The organism is Paenibacillus sp. FSL H7-0737, from assembly GCF_000758545.1.
Taxonomy (GTDB): Bacteria; Bacillota; Bacilli; order Paenibacillales; family Paenibacillaceae; genus Paenibacillus_AQ.
In genome coordinates this window covers 2,825,408-2,841,224 of sequence record NZ_CP009279.1, presented here as the reverse complement: position 1 = coordinate 2,841,224, position 15,817 = coordinate 2,825,408, and the positions used below count along the sequence as shown (strand labels likewise).

Genomic DNA, 15,817 nt, shown 5'->3' with positions numbered 1-15,817 from the left:
TCATATGGGAGAATAGTATATTTTTATCATAGATTTATATCCTAATCATTCAACATCCGTGATACAATAACCAAATTGACACTATACAAATATTATTAAATACGTGAGGTAAAGAGACTTATGAATGCACCAACACTATTACGAGGGTTTAACTTTTTGTATTTTGCGTTGCTGGCTATGTTTATTCCTTTTCTGCCAGTCTATTTAGGGGAGCAGGGTCTTAACCCGGCGCAAATTGGATTCATTATTGGTACTGGAGGGTTTGTTACCATTATTGCTCAACCCTTATGGGGGATGATCAGTGACAAAACAAGAACGATCCGCAAAGTGCTGTTAATTCTGTTGTTATGCTCTGCGGTAACGGGATACTTTTTATTCGATTCTAGCAGCTACGTGCGACTTATTCTTTTTGCGATGCTGCTCTATTTCTTCTTAATGCCTATCGATCCGCTAGCTGAAAGCCTGAATTTCCGGATCTCTGAGGCAGCTGGAATTAGTTATGGTTCGATACGTACATACGGTGCGTTAGGGTACGGTGTTATGGCCCTACTCACAGGTTATGTGATGAGTTATTTCGGTTCACAAGGGATGGCCTTGCTGTTCGTCGCGATTAGTCTTACAAGCTTCGTAGTCAGCTGGTTCATGCCAGATGCTCCTGTGACCGGTAAACCGGTCACACTTGACAGCCTGAAGCATTTTCTTAGCAACAAAGAAACACTGCTATTTCTAGTGCTCATCTTTATTAGCTCCGTTCCCGCACGAATGAACGATACCTTCCTTGGAGTTTATATTCGCGAGCTTGGTGGCAGTCCTGAATTAGTTGGTCAATCGTTCTTTATCGCCGCAATGAGTGAAATTATTGTGTTCGCCTTAAGCTTTTGGTGGCTACGCAAAGGAAAAGAGCTAATCATTATTTCGATTTCTGGAGCCTTTTATTTTCTTCGATTCTTTATTTCGGCCTGGATTTTGGATCCGCATTTATTAGCTTATCTACAGATTCTACAAATCCTTACCTTTCCGGTATTCTACTCTGCAGCTATTCAGTATCTATATAGTATTGTGCCTGTGGAATGGCGTGCTACGGGTCAAACTGTGTTGGCGTTACTGTTCTTCGGTGTATCAGGAATTCTCGCCTCTTATGCAGGTGGAGCATTATATGAAGCCTTTGGAGGTAAGGTCCTTTATTTAACAATTTCCGTGATGTCATTTATCGGTATGCTGTTCGGATTGATATTGTACAGAATCTATGGAAGTAAACACGCTAATAAAAAGAATATAGCCACTCATTAATCTTCCAGCATTCAATAGTCTTACACTTCAAGTTCATGCACTGTTGGTCGCAGCACTCTAGTTGATAATTCAGCTAGAGATGCTTTTCTATGAACTTCTACCTAAGTCATTCTTTATGCTGCTCCATAAGCTGCTTCAGTTTGATTTCAGTATTTGAATCTGCGGCAGGTGTATAAATACTACAACGTAAATCTGTGCTGCCTTGAACCTGTAGTGAGGTTAAATGAAATAACATTTTCCCTGCTTTGGCATGTCTGAATTCCAATAGCACATCTGGAGCAGAACTTACACGACTTTGTTCCCACATTTCATTAAACGCTGGATGCAGTCCCTTTAATTCCTCTATGAATTCATCATACCAACGATCCTCTACATATTGTCCGTAATACGCTCTAAAGATGGATAGATAACCACTTACGAATTGTTCCCAATTTACAGCTAAACGTCTGAACTCCTTACGAACAAATAACAAACGAATCATGTTTCTCTCCTCGATGGGCAACTTAGAGAAATCTAGAAACACATGTGCTGCAGCCTCATTCCAACCTACAATCCCGCAACGCCGGTCTGAAATAATCGTAGGACAAGTCTTAAGCTCCTGTAAAATTTTCTGTAGAGAAGGACTTATTATTGAGGATTCTTCTTGCTGAAATAGAACGTTCCCTGTTCCAGTCTCTAGTGCTAGTGCAAAAAGATATTTCCGCTCATCATTAGTTAGCTTTAGGGCAGTCGCAATACAGTCCAGAACAGACGAAGATACTTTAATATCCCTGCCCTGTTCTAGCCACGTATACCAGGTACTGCTTACCCCCGCTAACTGTGCAACCTCTTCCCTGCGAAGTCCAGGCGTTCTCCTACGTGTGCCTTCTGGCAGTCCAACAGAGCTGGGTGAGATTGCAGCACGGCGTGCTTTTAAGAAATCTGATAATGCCTGCAACCTCGTCTGATTAGCCATACGCTTCCTCTCCTCTCTGTTACATTCTTTAGTATAGTACAAATTATACTATGATAAACGATAACTTGTAATAGGATAAAATAAGTGGAAAAATACCTATATACACTTCTTGAGGAGGTTCATTATGGAACGCGTAGTTATTACAGGTATGGGCTTAATCTCACCCCTTGGAAATACAATAGAACAATTCTGGGATCGTCTAGTTTCTGGTGAGTCGGGTATTTCCCCAATCACTTCATTTGATACCTCTAACTTTAAGACAAAGATCGCGGGAGTCGTGCATGATTTCGATGCGGAGGCCAGATTTGGCCGTAAAGAAGCACGCAGAATGGATAGATTTAGTCAGTTCGCTCTGGCAGCCGCTGAAGATGCCTGGACACATTCCGGTCTACAGCTTGATAAGATTGACAAGGAACGTCTCGGGGTTTATGTAGGATCAGGCGTTGGTGGAATTCAAACCTTGATGGAACAAGGGAATGTGCTAAAGGGCCGCGGACCAGATCGGGTCAGCCCCACTTTAATTCCCATGATGATCTCTAATATGGCTGCGGCGATGATCAGCATTAAATTAGGAGCCTTAGGTCCTACAATGTCTCCAGTAACTGCCTGCTCTATTGGAAATACGGCAATCGGTGAAGCCTTCCGGTTGATCCGTTATGGAGGTGCCGACATCGTAATTGCTGGTGGATCAGAAGCAGCCATTACTGAAATCTCTTTAGCCAGTTTCGGCAATGCCACCTCCTTATCCACTCGAAATGAGGAGCCGATTAAGGCGAGTCGGCCTTTTGACGGGGAACGTGACGGATTTGTTATCGGTGAAGGTGGCGGAATAGTTATTCTGGAGTCACTTTCTCATGCGCAGCGTAGAAACGCCAAGATTCACGGAGAGGTTATCGGTTATGGTGCCAGCTCTGATGCCTATCATATGGTCGCCACCCATCCAGAAGGAATTGGTGCTTATCAAGCGATGAAGCTGGCCCTGAATGAAGCTAATCTCCAGCCCGAAGAGGTGGATGTAATTAGTGCTCATGCCACGAGTACAGTAGTAGGTGACCGCTCTGAGACCCTTGCGATAAAGAAGTTATTCGGTGATCAAGCCTACCAGATTCCCGTAACTGCTAATAAGTCCATGACTGGACACGCCTTAGGGGCGGCTGGTGGCCTAGAAGCCATTGCCCTTATTAAGAGCATTCAAGAAGGAATCATCCCACCTACCATTAATCAGGAGGTCAAAGATTCCATCTGTGATTTAGATTATGTTCCGAACATTGCGCGAAAATCTGATCTTACTATAGGTATGTCTAACTCCTTTGGTTTCGGTGGGCATAATGCTGTCATTGTGATTCGAAAGTTTGAAGATTGACCAATCATCCATAAAACGGGGTTCCGACTTAGTCATTCTTAGGACTAATTGGAACCCCGTTTCTACTGCCAATTTCAAAAAAATCTGTTATTCCATCGTTGATACGTGGCTCCCCCAGATAGAGATACCTTCCTTGGAAACCGCAGTAAACGTCATAACGTTACTAGCTGTTGCTTCATTCCACTCTTTCAGGAACACCCCATTATAAGTAGAACCGTCAATGGTAAGCTCAGCAGTATGATCATCAATAAGCTTCCATTTCCCTTTTACTGCTCCTTTAATCTTACCGCTCTTAGTGAATTCAATCAGCTCCGACTGCACGATATCAGCCGTAATGTCTTTGTTATGGTTTACATATTTATATTCGCCTGAAATTTGCTCTTTTGTGTATTTCTCTATGCTCTCTCCGCCATAGCGGTGCGGGGCTACAACCGGCCAGCCCTCACTGTTCATAAACATCTGATGAACTCTTACCTCATGCTTTTCTCCACGATTCGGGAACCGTGTATGGAAGATCAGATAATACTTGCCATTCTCTTCATCATAAAACGCTGAGTTATGACCTGGTGATACATATCCTTCTCCACTCACTGGCAGCTCGTCATCTGTATTCAAGAATTCGAAATTCCCCATTAGCTTCACTCCATAAGGAGCATATGCTGGATCATCGAACAATACGGATGGCGATCCTTGTGCATTAATCATATCTTGACCCTCAGAATCTTCGAAAGGTCCATCAGGCGCCTTTGAACGAGCTACACGGATGTTATATCCACCGTCTGCAGCCAGACCACCGTAGGATAGGAACAGATAGTAGTAATCCGTTTCCGGACTGTACAGCATATATGGAGCTTCTATCCGAGCATGGTTCGCACCCAAAAGCTTTTTGCCATAACCTTGATCTGGCAGCGGGAAGCCTGTATTCGCATCTAGTTCCATAATAAAAATACCACCGGAGTAAGAGCCATAGACCATCCACAGCTTCCCTTCTTTATCAAAGAACACATCCGGATCTACTACATTCGGCTTTTGAGTGGCATCATATATTTCTCCATCATCACCCTTGCCCATCATACCTGACTTCAGAATGATTCCTTTATTCTTATAAGGTCCCTCAATATTGTCCGACACAGCTATGCCGAGTGCAGACAACGGGGAATCCCCTTTACAAGCATTGTAATACATATAGTATTTGCCATCCGCCAATTGGATAACATCGGGTGCCCATAAGGTATCCGTCTGTGCCCATTTTAATGCTTCAGCAAACTCCTCTTTGACATTAGGAATGAGAACGTTTCCTTCTACCACCCCAGAGGACAGCTGAGTCCAAGACATCAGATCATTTGATTTAGCAGATGCTAAATGAGAGCCGAACACATAGTATTTGTTATCTGTCATAATGATCGACGGATCATGTACAGATACATTTTTGAAGACAGGCTGGGCAGAGTCAGCTACGTTATTTGTGTTGCTGGAACTAGCTGAATTGTCATTGCACGCGGTTACTGCTAATAATGAAACGCTGATCATTGTAGTCATAATTGCTTTTCTCATCGTTATACCTCCTATGTATGCCTTTTCATTTTGAAACGAAAACAAACAATAGTCAATCTTTTTATTTAACTAAGTTCGTATTAATTCATATTTATTTAAATAATAGTGAACATTCATACACATAAAAAAACGCCAAGCCATCGAAATGGCCTGACGTTTCTTTTATATTTTACGTAAAATAATCTCTTTAATTAGCGCCTTCTTGTACCAAAACTGGCTCTGGATAAGCATTCTTAAGCACACGTTGTCTGTTCTTAACAACTGCCGGCGGTTCCACCTTAGGAGCCATCGGATGCATTAGCCAAGACTTCACCATATGGGTATCCGAAACCTTATACATTGGAGGCTCTTTCTCCATATCGATTTGCATAGCGTAAGTGGAACGTAGTGCGAAAGCATCGCCCTTAGGCGGTTTGATCAAATCTGGAGGAGTACCAGGGATTGCTGTTAGCAAAGATCCTTTGCTCTCTAGACTTGGCATGGAAGCTAGCAAGCCCCAAGTGTATGGGTGTCTTGGATCGTAGAAGATCTCTTCCGCTGTTCCCATTTCAACAATTTGTCCGGCATACATTACAGCTACACGATCTGCCATTCTTGCTACAACCCCGAGATCATGGGTGATAAAAATAATAGCCGTATCAATCTTCTTTTGCAATTCCTTCATCAAATCAAGGATTTGTGCTTGGATGGTTACGTCGAGCGCAGTAGTCGGCTCATCCGCAATCAGAAGCTTAGGGTTCGCAGCAAGTGCCATTGCAATAACAACACGTTGACGCATACCACCACTGAATTCATGTGGATATTGATTGAAGCGACGTTCTGGAGAAGGAATACCTACAAGATTGAGAAGCTCAATCCCACGTTTATTCGCATCAGCCTTGGAGATGTTCTCATGTTTAAGCAGCACTTCAGTAATTTGTCTGCCGACCTTCATCATTGGGTTCAGAGAGGTCATCGGATCTTGGAAGATCATACCGATCTCTTTACCGCGGATCTTCTGCATCTGCTTCTCTGTCTTGCCAATCAAATCTTGTCCATCGAACAGAATCTGTCCGCGTTTATATTCTCCTGGTGGTGTGGGAACTAGCTTCATAACCGCTTGTGAGGTTACACTTTTACCGGAACCTGACTCCCCAACAATCGCTAGAGTTTCACCTTTATCTACATGGAAGCTAACACCACGGATCGCTTGTACCTCTCCGCCGTGTGTTTTGAATGATATCGCTAAGTCTTTTACCTCTAAAAGGCGCTCCATCTTGTCACCCTCTCATTTCCTCGTCAATTATGATAATGATTCTCAGCATGTTGTAAGCAATAAGTATTATTTTATCTAGTTTTAAGGGTTCTAGTCAAGATTTTTCTGAAAAAAATACGGCTAACCTCACACTTTAGTACTAGATCTAATTATTGCGTGCTCAATAGTTGCGATAGCTCCTCTTTAAAATACGCAAATAGAGAATAAGGAAGAACTACTAGGTACTGCTAAATACAATAAATGGTATGGAAGGAATACTGCCATGATTCTAAAGCCCACTATCAAAATATACACGAATAATACAACCAAAGCAAAAGTTACATGGTCATGTACTTCAGTAAGCAATGCTATTTGTGCATAAATGATCATGAAACAAACGTAGTATTGACAGCGGCTACAGCAAACTTACGGTATCAATATGTACACTCAGCCGTTCAAATATAAGAATTCTCCCCTACTGTTGCTCAGTCTCCCTATCTGTCATGTTGTAGTTGTGTCAAAAATGTGTTAATTCATGAACCGCTTCCAGCCCTCAAGCAGATTATCATGCGCCCACTCAAGGTGACCTTGGCTATCGTACTTACGCGAATAACACTCGATGAAGTAAATTAAGTCGATATATAAGTCGTAGAGTTTTTTACGGGCATGTTCGTTTGGGCTGTCGAAGCTATTCCCGTAACCTCTGCAGAAATGCTCTGAATTCTCAATATAGCGAAAATAATATTCCATAAGTGGATCGCCCCAAAGTGCCCGTTCCCAATCAATCAATGCAACAATGCGGCCCTCTCGCACAAACACATTGCCATCCCATAAATCCCAATGTATTAGACGAGGCTCAACGACTGCGTCCATAACATGTAAGTGACTTTTGATCTCTGCCTCAACAGTTTCTAACGGAATGGGCATTTCTACCTTTAAACGACGTGCATCTTCAAGCAGATTCATTATCAAATGTTTAAAAGTTTCCCGCCATGAAGTTCCTTTTACTGGTGTGGACGCACTAAATAATCCGAAACGCTCACCAGGAATTTCATTAATTAAACGGGAATAACGACCTAACTCTTCCTCAATACTTATTCTCTGCTGCGAGCTTAGCGCTTCCTTAATTTCATTATAGGGCTGGCCAACTATTTTCTCCATGAAAAAAAACTCACTTGAAATCATTTCTTTACTGTTATCATAAGCGTATACCTCAGGCACAGGTACTGTCCCTTTTGACTTCATCAGTCGCATCGCCGCAACCTCTACAGACATAATATCATGCTCGTAACTAAGGGTATCTGCTTCAGCTGACGGTGCTATCTTAAGAATCATGTCTCTTCCATCTGATAATAAAAGGTCATATGCTGCGTTAAAATAGCCACCTGTCAGTTCAGTACTTCGCTGAATGCTCACATGGCTTCCAAAAGTAACACCTACCAAATCATTCTGTTGCTCTGTCGTTAATTTTGTTTTAGTAAAGCTCTCCAAGATCTCACCACCATAATGAAATAAGTATCAAAGGATAAACAATCCTTCTCCATTTGATTGAAAATTGTTAAAATTAGAACAAACGAGTCTCATTAGCCTGCTTTTTATGAAAGAGAGGAAACGATTAACATGATTATTAAACCTAGAACACGCGGCTTTATCTGTACTACCGCACACCCGCAAGGTTGCGCTCGTCAAGTAGAGCGGCAAATCGAATATATCCAGACACAACCCGAGATCAAAGGACCACGCAAGGTGCTTGTCATTGGCGCCTCTACAGGATATGGCCTCGCCTCACGGATTACAGCCGCCTTTGGGGCTGGAGCCAGCACAGTAGGCGTCTACCGCCAGAGCAGCAGCAATGGAGCCCGTACAGCCTCTGCTGGATGGTACAATTCAGCAGCCTTTGAGGAACTTGCAGAGAAAGCTGGACTTCAATCCTACAGCGTAACCGGTGATGCCTTCTCCAAAGAAACTAAGGATAGAACCATACAGCTGATTCGCAGTGAATTGGGACAAGTTGATCTAGTCATCTACAGCGTTGCTTCTGCCCGTCGAACAGATCCTGTGACGGGTGAAGTTTATAACTCCGTAATTAAACCTATAGGAGATACCTACACTAATAAAACCGTAAACTTTCATACGGGTGAAGTTAGTCAAATTTCTATTGAGCCTGCTACAGACAAAGAAATCGATGATACCATTCGAGTGATGGGTGGTGACGATTGGCAGCTTTGGATTGAAGCTCTCCATCAAGCCGGAGCTTTGGCCGATCATGCCACCACCATCGCATTCTCATATATCGGGCCGGAGATTACCCAGTCTGTATATCGTAAGGGAACGATTGGACGCGCAAAAGATCATCTAGAATTAACAGCACACACTCTTAACGATGAACTATCTAGTATAGACGGTCGAGCTTATGTAGCAGTTACGAAAGGACTGGTCACACAGTCTAGCTCAGCAATTCCTGTCGTCCCCCTGTACACTTCTGCGCTATACAAAGTCATGAAAGAGAAAGGACTTCATGAGGGTTGTATTGAGCAAACCTATCGGTTGTTTGCAGAACGTCTTTATGCGATCGAAGGGACTTCTGTGGACGAAGAAGGGCGTATCCGAATCGATGACTGGGAGATGTCCCCGGATGTACAGGATCAAGTGACTCAAATCTGGGATAAACTCACGACAGACAATATCTATGAATTGACAGATCTAGAAAGCTACAAACAGGAGTTTTTCCAGTTATTCGGATTTGAGACTGAGGGTGTAGATTATGAAGCTGAGACTGATCCAGACGTAACGGTTACCAATCAGCGGTAAACAATACATTATGTTGCGGACTATCTTCTAGCAGATGTTAGTGGTTGCTCAAGTGCATACAATTCTTCTTCAATGGAAATCATCTTTTGCTCAATCACTTTACGGGCATCTGCCAGTGCCTGATTATAAATATAAGGTGAGAGTTCTTTGAGCATAAAATCAAGAAGATTCTCACTTGCTAATTGGCCAATTTCGCTAGACAGCTCCGTTTCAAAATAATCCTGAATGCTGGATGTAATTTGTAGTTTGTGTTCTCTCTGTATTTTTATCGGCTGCATGATCGTCCTCCAATTTGTATGGTTTAAAATTCAGATTATTAATACAGGAAAAATGACGTGCTTGCGCACGTCATTTCTTATATCTACACCCTTTAATCTAAACCCACCACATTTCTGCTAGTGGCTCCTCAATCAATACTTGTTGAAGGTTACTTACAGCTTTGGAGAAGCCTTCTTCCACAGACATCAATCCATCTTCATGCTCAATACTGACCACATAATCATATCCTACCAAACGAAGAGCACTCATAATATCAGCCCAAGTCTTAAGATCATGTCCAAAGCCAACCGAACGGAACTGCCATGCACGGTCAAGCATTTTGGTATAGGATTGCATATCTGTTAAGCCATGCATATTGACATTGACTGGATCAATAACTGTATCTTTAGCGTGGAAATGATGAATTGCGCCTTGGCGGCCTAAAATATGAATTGCCTGCACTGGATCAATTCCTTGCCACCACATATGACTCGGATCAAGGTTAGCTCCGATTACTTCACCTGCAGCTTCTCTCAACCGCAGTAGAGTAGCAGGTGTGTGAACGGAGAATCCGCCGTGCAGCTCAAGACCAACCTTCACATCATGCTCTGCGGCAAAGGCTCCCCATTCAGTCCAGTAAGGAATCACTTTATTTTCCCATTGCCAATCCAGAATTTCTTGATAATCATTTGGCCATGGAGCTACCGGCCAGTTCGGATACTTGGCACCCTCATGATCACCTGGACAGCCAGAGAACGTATTAACGACTGGAACTCCTAGCTTCTGCGCCAATTTGACCGAGTTCACAAAGTCCTCATGATCCTTCTGGGCAAGCTCTTTTTGTGGGTGTAGGGGATTTCCGTGACAGCTCAATGCACTGATCGTCAATCCACGGGATTCCACAGCATGTTTGAATTCTTTCAATGCTGTCTCATTCTCGAGAAGCATCTTAGGATCACAATGGCTGTTACCAGGATTCCCTCCTGTACCAATCTCTACCGCCTTTAGACCTTTGGACGCTACATAATCAAGAGCATCCTCCAGCTTGCGACCCCCAAACAAGACCATAAATACTCCAAGTTTCATTGTAAGTCACCTCTTTTGCAAATAGTTTACTTACCTTCACCATACATATCGAAGTCTTTTACTACTTGGTTCTTCTCAGCAGATTCAAAAATAGCTTCAATCAAATTCTGAACACGCATTACTTCGGCATTCTTAACGATTGGCTCTGCTGTTCCCTCAATAACGGCTGCGAAATTGTCATAGAAGCTAGAGCCTAGCTCCGCAGGTTGAGGTAAAGCTTCTGTAATCGTAGCCCCTTCTGAAGGAGGCGCCATAGTTTTGGTTAATCCAACACCAGCACGTATAGGCTTAGGTTCGATCTTTTCACCTTCATTGTTTCTGGTTACTAAACGTCCAGTTAAAGACCAATCTTCGATAATACCCGTTCCTTCAATACCCTTCACATACCATCTAGGCAGCGTAATAAAGTTAGTTGTCCCAACCTCAACGATAGCTTTAATTCCATTCTCAAATTGCAGGATGGCTTCAAAGCCATCATCTACATCATTGCCTAAAATAAAGCTCAGACTGCTGCTCACACTGATGACTTTGCTATCGATCATAAATAAGAGCTGATCTAATAAATGAACGCCCCAATCTAGCAGCATTCCTCCACCTTGTGCCTTGACATGGCGCCAGTCTCCTGGAATACCATTCGCTCCATGTACGCGAGATTCAAGCTGGAACAAAGAACCGATGGTCTCTTGATCATACATTTTTTTGATGGTTAAGAAATCCTCATCCCAACGTCTGTTCTGATGTACCATGAACACACGTCCTGCTGCATCCGCAGCATCCAGCATATCTTGAAGCTCTTCCTTGGACATAGCGACTGGCTTCTCACAAATAACATGTTTGCCAGCTTGTAGCGCACGTATAGCGATTTCTTTGTGTACATCGTTTGGTGTCGCAATAAGAACAATCTCAACTGCAGGATCTGCTAATACTTCTTCATAACTTTCATATACCTTGTAACCAGCATTGATGGAGTCCGCACGACGTGCTTCAAGCAAGTCGTATGTCCCTACCACTTCTAGAGAGTTAGTCTCCTTAATTAATTTCGCGTGATAACTTCCCATTCCACCAAAGCCAACGATGACTACGGAATGTATCTTTGAGCTCATGACTTCCACTCCTACTTCCCTATTAATTATCTGATGTGCCGTCAAAATACACAGCGCGACCTGTACGTGAAGATTCATAAATAGCTTCCAAGATTTGAGTAACAACGAGGGCCTGCTCAGGTTTAACTACAGGTTCCTTGTCTTCTCTAACCGCCTCAAGCCACAAACGAGCTTCACGATCAGATTCATTTTCCTGTCCACCATCAAAGAACGCTACTCCACCAGCAGACAAGTCTACTTTGGTCTCATACAGACGTCCACCACGGTCACCGTTTAGGCGCAGACCATCCTTCATATCTGCACCACCTTCTGTACCTGCAAGAAGCGTCTGAGCTTCTCGATACTCAGATACATTTAGTGCCCAGCTAGATTCAAGTACAATTGTAGCACCATTTTCCATGGTAATAAATCCAAAAGCTGAATCTTCTACCTTAAATTGCTCAGGATCCCAAGGACCAAAGGCATTTCCAGCGTTCTTTCGGTTACTCAGCTTATGGAAAGACGAGCCCATAACACTGCGTGGTTTATAATTATCCATCATCCATAAAGTAAGATCAAGTGCATGCGTACCGATATCGATCAGTGGGCCGCCGCCTTGCTTTTCTTCATCCAGGAACACGCCCCAAGTAGGAACCGCACGACGACGAAGGGCAATTGCTTTTGCATAATAGATATCACCTAGTTCGCCGTTTTCGCAGAGTGCTTTAAGGTATTCACTATCCGAACGATAACGGTTCTGGTAAGCGACAGACAACTTCATCCCCGTACGCTTCGCAGCATCCAACATTTCTTGTGCTTGGGCAGTGGTTTTAGCCATTGGTTTCTCGCACATTACATGGTTACCTGCTTCCAATGCAGCAATAGTAATCACGGAGTGACTGTCATTTGGTGTACATACATGAACAATATCAAATCCGCCAGCTTTCAAAAGCTCAGTGTAATCTGTATAAACAGCAGCGCCTTCAGCGCCATAAGTCTGAGCGGCTTTCTGTGCACGCTCTTCTATGATATCGCAGAAAGCTACCATTTCAGCATCCTTCTGACGTGACAAACTTGGCATATGTTTCCCATTTGCGATACCACCGCAACCTACAATAGCAATTCTCAACTTATTAGACATTAACTTTTCCTCCTTGATTTGCGTATGCTTTTACCCATTTCAAACTATCTTCTACACTTTCTAATGGTGAACGACTGCAGAAATCCTGCTCTACTACCGCCCACTCCACATTTGCCTGTACAGCTGCATTTAAAATTGCAGTAAGGTTCACTTCACCTTCACCTAGTACAACAGTTTCCGGAGATCCGTCTTCTTTTTTCTTCAAATCCTTCAGATGGATGATCGGTAGTCGACCTGCGTATTTATTGATATATTCAACTGGATCATAGCCTGCATGATGTACCCAGCAAGTATCCATTTCCACTTGCAACAGGTCAGCCGGCACCTCTTCAAACAATCCATCAAAAGCAGTACGGTCACTATCACCATATTTATCTGTTAACTCGAAATCATGATTGTGATACAGAAGAACTGCTCCGCCCGCTTTGCACTTTTCTCCAATAACCTTCAGATTCGCGGCAACCTCTACATAGTTACGTTGTTCTTCTGACAAATAAGGAACAATCAAATTTGGATTTCCAATCTCAAGATTGTAAGAGATCTCTGCTTCTGTATCATTCAGCAATGCGTCATATGGACGATGTGCGCCGAGCGCAACTAGTCCAAGCTCATTTAGCAATTGTTTGACTTCTGCTGCGGTGCGGCCGAAATAGTGGAAAAACTCTACGCCTTTATATCCAAGGGCTGCTACCTTACGCAGTGTTCCTTCAAAATCCTGTTCCAATTCTTCTCTAAGCGTGTACAATTGCAGACCTATCTTCAGCATTTTCTAATCACTCCAATGGGTTTAGGGTTAGCTTACTAATTCATTTAAACTTCTTTCTGCTGCTCGTCCCCAAAGAGATCAACAGCAGCAATCACTTGAACAATAATGCTGTTGCAGAATTGACTAATCTGATTCCCATTAGTTTCCTTCAACTGCCATTCTTGTTTGCATAGCTAATATCGACTCCGTATAGCGTGGATGGTCGATTTCTTTCTTTATTGCTTAGGTACATAGTAATATGAAAGCGTATATAATAAAATGAATAATATGATTAAAACATGAACAATCTGATTATCATTTCTAGACATCAAGGAGGACACATGAATCAATCAACTACCTGTCACGTTTTATCTGCTGGATTTTCCTTTCACCGCAAACCTTTTCATATGTCACATAGCCATGGAAATCAGAACTATTTAATTCGTCTGCAAACAGAGGGCCGAAGCCGAGCAATGATCGACGGTGTGATGACTCCAGTAGAGAGCGGCGATATCATGCTGTTTGCTCCTAATGATCCTTACTATTTAATCATTGATAAGGAAGAGTATCCTGTGGGTAAGCCGCGGATTGAAAGCGGAGATTATCATATTTTTTGTGAAGGAACTTGGATTGTTGAATGGTGGGAACGTGCTCAGAGACCCTCACTCTTAAGTGTGCCACTTAGTGAGAATTTCCTCGGCTTATTTCGTCAACTGATTCTTGAGCACAGACGTCTTTCCGATTTCTCACCAGCGATATCTGCCTGTTATCTGCAAATCCTGTGTATGGAAATCGACAGACTCATTACAGATCAGCCAGCGATTACGCCTAAAGGCTATCTAGCTTACCGAATGAAGCAATATGTTGAGGAGCATGCAACCTTACCTTTTCTGTTGGAGGATGTTGCCGCACATGTAGATATTTCCGTCTCCCGTGCCGTTCATTTATTTAAGGAGGCCTTCGGGACCAGTATTATCAAATATGTAAATGATGTCCGGCTAGAGATGGCAAGAGAACGAATAACCTTCAGCCCGATGCCGCTGGAGCAAGTAGCAGAAACCTGCGGTTTCGCGAACTATACTTATTTTCACCGTGTATTCCGAAGTCGTTTCGGCATGTCCCCTAGACAGTACCGTGTACACAGCAGAACTCAAGTATAATATAGAGGTGAATTGCATCAACAAAAATAGGGCTATCCCTATAGTAGATAAACTACTACGAGGATAACCCTTGCTTCTATATTCAAACAATACTCATGTTAATGAGATGATTATTCTTTTTCAGCTGAAATGATCAGGAACATCGGCCTGCGATCCTCGTCCTTCATCCACGGATCATTGCTCATTTCATCAGAAGGCTTAGGCTCCTTAACTGCTTTGATAGCAAACCCGGCTCCAATCAAGTCATTGAAGTAGGTTGAGATTGTGCGATGATATTTAATCACATTTTCTGTTAAGAAGGTCGTTTCACGCAACCCCTCAGACTGATAATGATCTACAGGCCAATGAAGACGATTGCCTTGGTCATCCACATACCAATCCTGTTCATTTCGAGAAGTAAAGATGGGATGCTCCACTGAAAATATAAAGCTACCGCCTGGCTTAAGGTAAGTATGAACCTTGCGACAGATAGCTTCAAAGGACTCTACATAATGCAGGGCCAATGAACTGATGACCACATCAAATTGTTCGCTCGCAAATTCAATATCTTCAATCGGCATCTGGATATATGAAATAGCTGGATCGTCTGTTTTTTCACGCGCTTCTTGAAGCATTTTTTCAGAGATATCTACGCCAACGACTGAGCTTGCCTGCTGCTCGCGTGCATATAGACAATGCCAGCCAAATCCGCAGCCTAAATCAAGAACACTTTTATTATGTAAGTCTGGGATCAGAGGTTGTAATACATGCCATTCTCCAGCTGCTTCAAGCCCACCAATGGAACGAGGCATTTGTTTATAGGCTGAGAAGAAATTCGTATCGTCGTATTTATTTTGTTTCATCAGTTATATATCTCCTATCCATAATGTCTTCCATCAGTATATTCTTAGTGACGCATTATTTTCAAATCGCCAAATAAAAAGGAGCATCATCTTGGAAGATCCGCTCCTTGTGTTTGTTCTTATTCAATTGCTGTTGTTTGCTCGGCGTTAACCGTACATGCTGTGAAATGGCGCCATAATCTCCATTGGATCTTCGACTTTGAGCTGCGCACCAGGTTCCTGAGCGCTCTGCCTTTAACAAGGCTTTTTGAGTCTTGGTTCGTGCCATGTGGCACCACTCTCCTATTCATAGATGA

The 15,817-nt window shown here is 42.9% G+C and carries 15 protein-coding genes; 4 read left to right on the top strand and 11 right to left on the bottom strand.

Annotated elements, in window-relative coordinates; translation table 11 throughout:
- Positions 1 to 120 precede the first annotated feature (120 nt).
- Positions 121 to 1,290, top strand: a complete 1,170-nt coding sequence (locus H70737_RS12185) for an MFS transporter (protein ID WP_042187555.1) — start codon at positions 121 to 123, stop codon at positions 1,288 to 1,290.
- Positions 1,291 to 1,396: 106 nt separating this feature from the next.
- On the opposite strand, the gene H70737_RS12180 is transcribed toward H70737_RS12185, so the two are convergent.
- Complete coding sequence (locus tag H70737_RS12180; protein WP_042187553.1) at positions 1,397 to 2,245, bottom strand: helix-turn-helix transcriptional regulator; 849 nt, start codon at positions 2,243 to 2,245, stop codon at positions 1,397 to 1,399.
- A 124-nt stretch (positions 2,246 to 2,369) separates the two neighbouring features.
- Here H70737_RS12180 and fabF point away from each other — a divergent pair, with 124 nt between their 5' ends.
- A complete protein-coding gene (fabF, locus tag H70737_RS12175) occupies positions 2,370 to 3,608 on the top strand; it encodes a beta-ketoacyl-ACP synthase II (RefSeq protein WP_042187551.1) in 1,239 nt (412 codons plus the stop codon).
- A gap of 87 nt (positions 3,609 to 3,695) precedes the next feature.
- Here fabF and H70737_RS12170 read toward each other — a convergent pair whose 3' ends face one another.
- The 3 genes from H70737_RS12170 to H70737_RS12160 form a co-directional block, all read right to left on the bottom strand.
- A complete protein-coding gene (locus H70737_RS12170) occupies positions 3,696 to 5,162 on the bottom strand; it encodes an arabinan endo-1,5-alpha-L-arabinosidase AbnB (protein ID WP_042187550.1) in 1,467 nt (488 codons plus the stop codon).
- A gap of 187 nt (positions 5,163 to 5,349) precedes the next feature.
- Positions 5,350 to 6,417 carry an ABC transporter ATP-binding protein gene (locus H70737_RS12165; protein WP_042187548.1) on the bottom strand — a complete coding sequence of 356 codons (1,068 nt, stop codon included), beginning with the start codon at positions 6,415 to 6,417 and terminating at the stop codon, positions 5,350 to 5,352.
- A 507-nt stretch (positions 6,418 to 6,924) separates the two neighbouring features.
- The gene (locus H70737_RS12160; RefSeq protein ID WP_052404261.1) at positions 6,925 to 7,887 is read right to left on the bottom strand and encodes a phosphotransferase family protein; all 963 of its coding nucleotides are present in this window, start codon (positions 7,885 to 7,887) and stop codon (positions 6,925 to 6,927) included.
- A 129-nt stretch (positions 7,888 to 8,016) separates the two neighbouring features.
- On the opposite strand from H70737_RS12160, the gene fabV reads away from it, so the two are divergent.
- Entirely contained in the window at positions 8,017 to 9,207 is a 1,191-nt protein-coding gene (gene fabV / locus H70737_RS12155) for an enoyl-ACP reductase FabV (RefSeq protein ID WP_042187546.1), read from the top strand.
- A 20-nt stretch (positions 9,208 to 9,227) separates the two neighbouring features.
- Here the strand turns inward: fabV and H70737_RS12150 are convergent, their stop codons facing one another.
- From H70737_RS12150 to H70737_RS12130, 5 genes are all read right to left on the bottom strand, one after another.
- Positions 9,228 to 9,485 carry a DUF2164 domain-containing protein gene (locus H70737_RS12150; protein ID WP_042187544.1) on the bottom strand — a complete coding sequence of 86 codons (258 nt, stop codon included), beginning with the start codon at positions 9,483 to 9,485 and terminating at the stop codon, positions 9,228 to 9,230.
- 97 nt (positions 9,486 to 9,582) lie between these two features.
- On the bottom strand, positions 9,583 to 10,551 hold the full coding sequence (locus H70737_RS12145) for a sugar phosphate isomerase/epimerase family protein (protein WP_042187542.1): 969 nt from the start codon (positions 10,549 to 10,551) through the stop codon (positions 9,583 to 9,585).
- Positions 10,552 to 10,577: 26 nt separating this feature from the next.
- On the bottom strand, positions 10,578 to 11,654 hold the full coding sequence (locus H70737_RS12140; protein WP_042187540.1) for a Gfo/Idh/MocA family protein: 1,077 nt from the start codon (positions 11,652 to 11,654) through the stop codon (positions 10,578 to 10,580).
- 22 nt (positions 11,655 to 11,676) lie between these two features.
- The gene (locus H70737_RS12135; RefSeq protein WP_042187538.1) at positions 11,677 to 12,774 is read right to left on the bottom strand and encodes a Gfo/Idh/MocA family protein; all 1,098 of its coding nucleotides are present in this window, start codon (positions 12,772 to 12,774) and stop codon (positions 11,677 to 11,679) included.
- Positions 12,767 to 13,540, bottom strand: a complete 774-nt coding sequence (locus H70737_RS12130; protein WP_042187536.1) for a sugar phosphate isomerase/epimerase family protein — start codon at positions 13,538 to 13,540, stop codon at positions 12,767 to 12,769. Before H70737_RS12130 ends, H70737_RS12135 begins: the two co-directional genes overlap by 8 nt.
- A 320-nt stretch (positions 13,541 to 13,860) precedes the next feature.
- Between H70737_RS12130 and H70737_RS12125 the strand changes: the two genes are divergently transcribed.
- Positions 13,861 to 14,679, top strand: coding sequence for an AraC family transcriptional regulator (locus H70737_RS12125; protein WP_042187534.1), 819 nt, complete (start codon positions 13,861 to 13,863; stop codon positions 14,677 to 14,679).
- A gap of 110 nt (positions 14,680 to 14,789) precedes the next feature.
- Here the strand turns inward: H70737_RS12125 and H70737_RS12120 are convergent, their stop codons facing one another.
- Complete coding sequence (locus H70737_RS12120) at positions 14,790 to 15,521, bottom strand: class I SAM-dependent methyltransferase (protein ID WP_042187532.1); 732 nt, start codon at positions 15,519 to 15,521, stop codon at positions 14,790 to 14,792.
- A 61-nt stretch (positions 15,522 to 15,582) separates the two neighbouring features.
- The gene (locus H70737_RS12115) at positions 15,583 to 15,789 is read right to left on the bottom strand and encodes a hypothetical protein (protein ID WP_042187530.1); all 207 of its coding nucleotides are present in this window, start codon (positions 15,787 to 15,789) and stop codon (positions 15,583 to 15,585) included.
- Between the last annotated feature and the right edge of the window lie 28 nt (positions 15,790 to 15,817).

Bases quoted from the DNA above. Each gene is read 5' to 3' on its own strand.
- H70737_RS12170 (WP_042187550.1), bottom strand. From the start codon at position 5,162: ATGAGAAAAGCAATTATGACTACAATGATCAGCGTTTCATTATTAGCA.
- H70737_RS12130 (WP_042187536.1), bottom strand. From the start codon at position 13,540: ATGCTGAAGATAGGTCTGCAATTGTACACGCTTAGAGAAGAATTGGAA.
- H70737_RS12180 (WP_042187553.1), bottom strand. From the start codon at position 2,245: ATGGCTAATCAGACGAGGTTGCAGGCATTATCAGATTTCTTAAAAGCA.
- H70737_RS12150 (WP_042187544.1), bottom strand. From the start codon at position 9,485: ATGCAGCCGATAAAAATACAGAGAGAACACAAACTACAAATTACATCC.
- H70737_RS12140 (WP_042187540.1), bottom strand. From the start codon at position 11,654: ATGAGCTCAAAGATACATTCCGTAGTCATCGTTGGCTTTGGTGGAATG.
- H70737_RS12135 (WP_042187538.1), bottom strand. From the start codon at position 12,774: ATGTCTAATAAGTTGAGAATTGCTATTGTAGGTTGCGGTGGTATCGCA.
- H70737_RS12120 (WP_042187532.1), bottom strand. From the start codon at position 15,521: ATGAAACAAAATAAATACGACGATACGAATTTCTTCTCAGCCTATAAA.
- H70737_RS12145 (WP_042187542.1), bottom strand. From the start codon at position 10,551: ATGAAACTTGGAGTATTTATGGTCTTGTTTGGGGGTCGCAAGCTGGAG.
- fabF (WP_042187551.1), top strand. From the start codon at position 2,370: ATGGAACGCGTAGTTATTACAGGTATGGGCTTAATCTCACCCCTTGGA.
- H70737_RS12165 (WP_042187548.1), bottom strand. From the start codon at position 6,417: ATGGAGCGCCTTTTAGAGGTAAAAGACTTAGCGATATCATTCAAAACA.
- H70737_RS12115 (WP_042187530.1), bottom strand. From the start codon at position 15,789: ATGGCACGAACCAAGACTCAAAAAGCCTTGTTAAAGGCAGAGCGCTCA.
- fabV (WP_042187546.1), top strand. From the start codon at position 8,017: ATGATTATTAAACCTAGAACACGCGGCTTTATCTGTACTACCGCACAC.
- H70737_RS12185 (WP_042187555.1), top strand. From the start codon at position 121: ATGAATGCACCAACACTATTACGAGGGTTTAACTTTTTGTATTTTGCG.
- H70737_RS12125 (WP_042187534.1), top strand. From the start codon at position 13,861: ATGAATCAATCAACTACCTGTCACGTTTTATCTGCTGGATTTTCCTTT.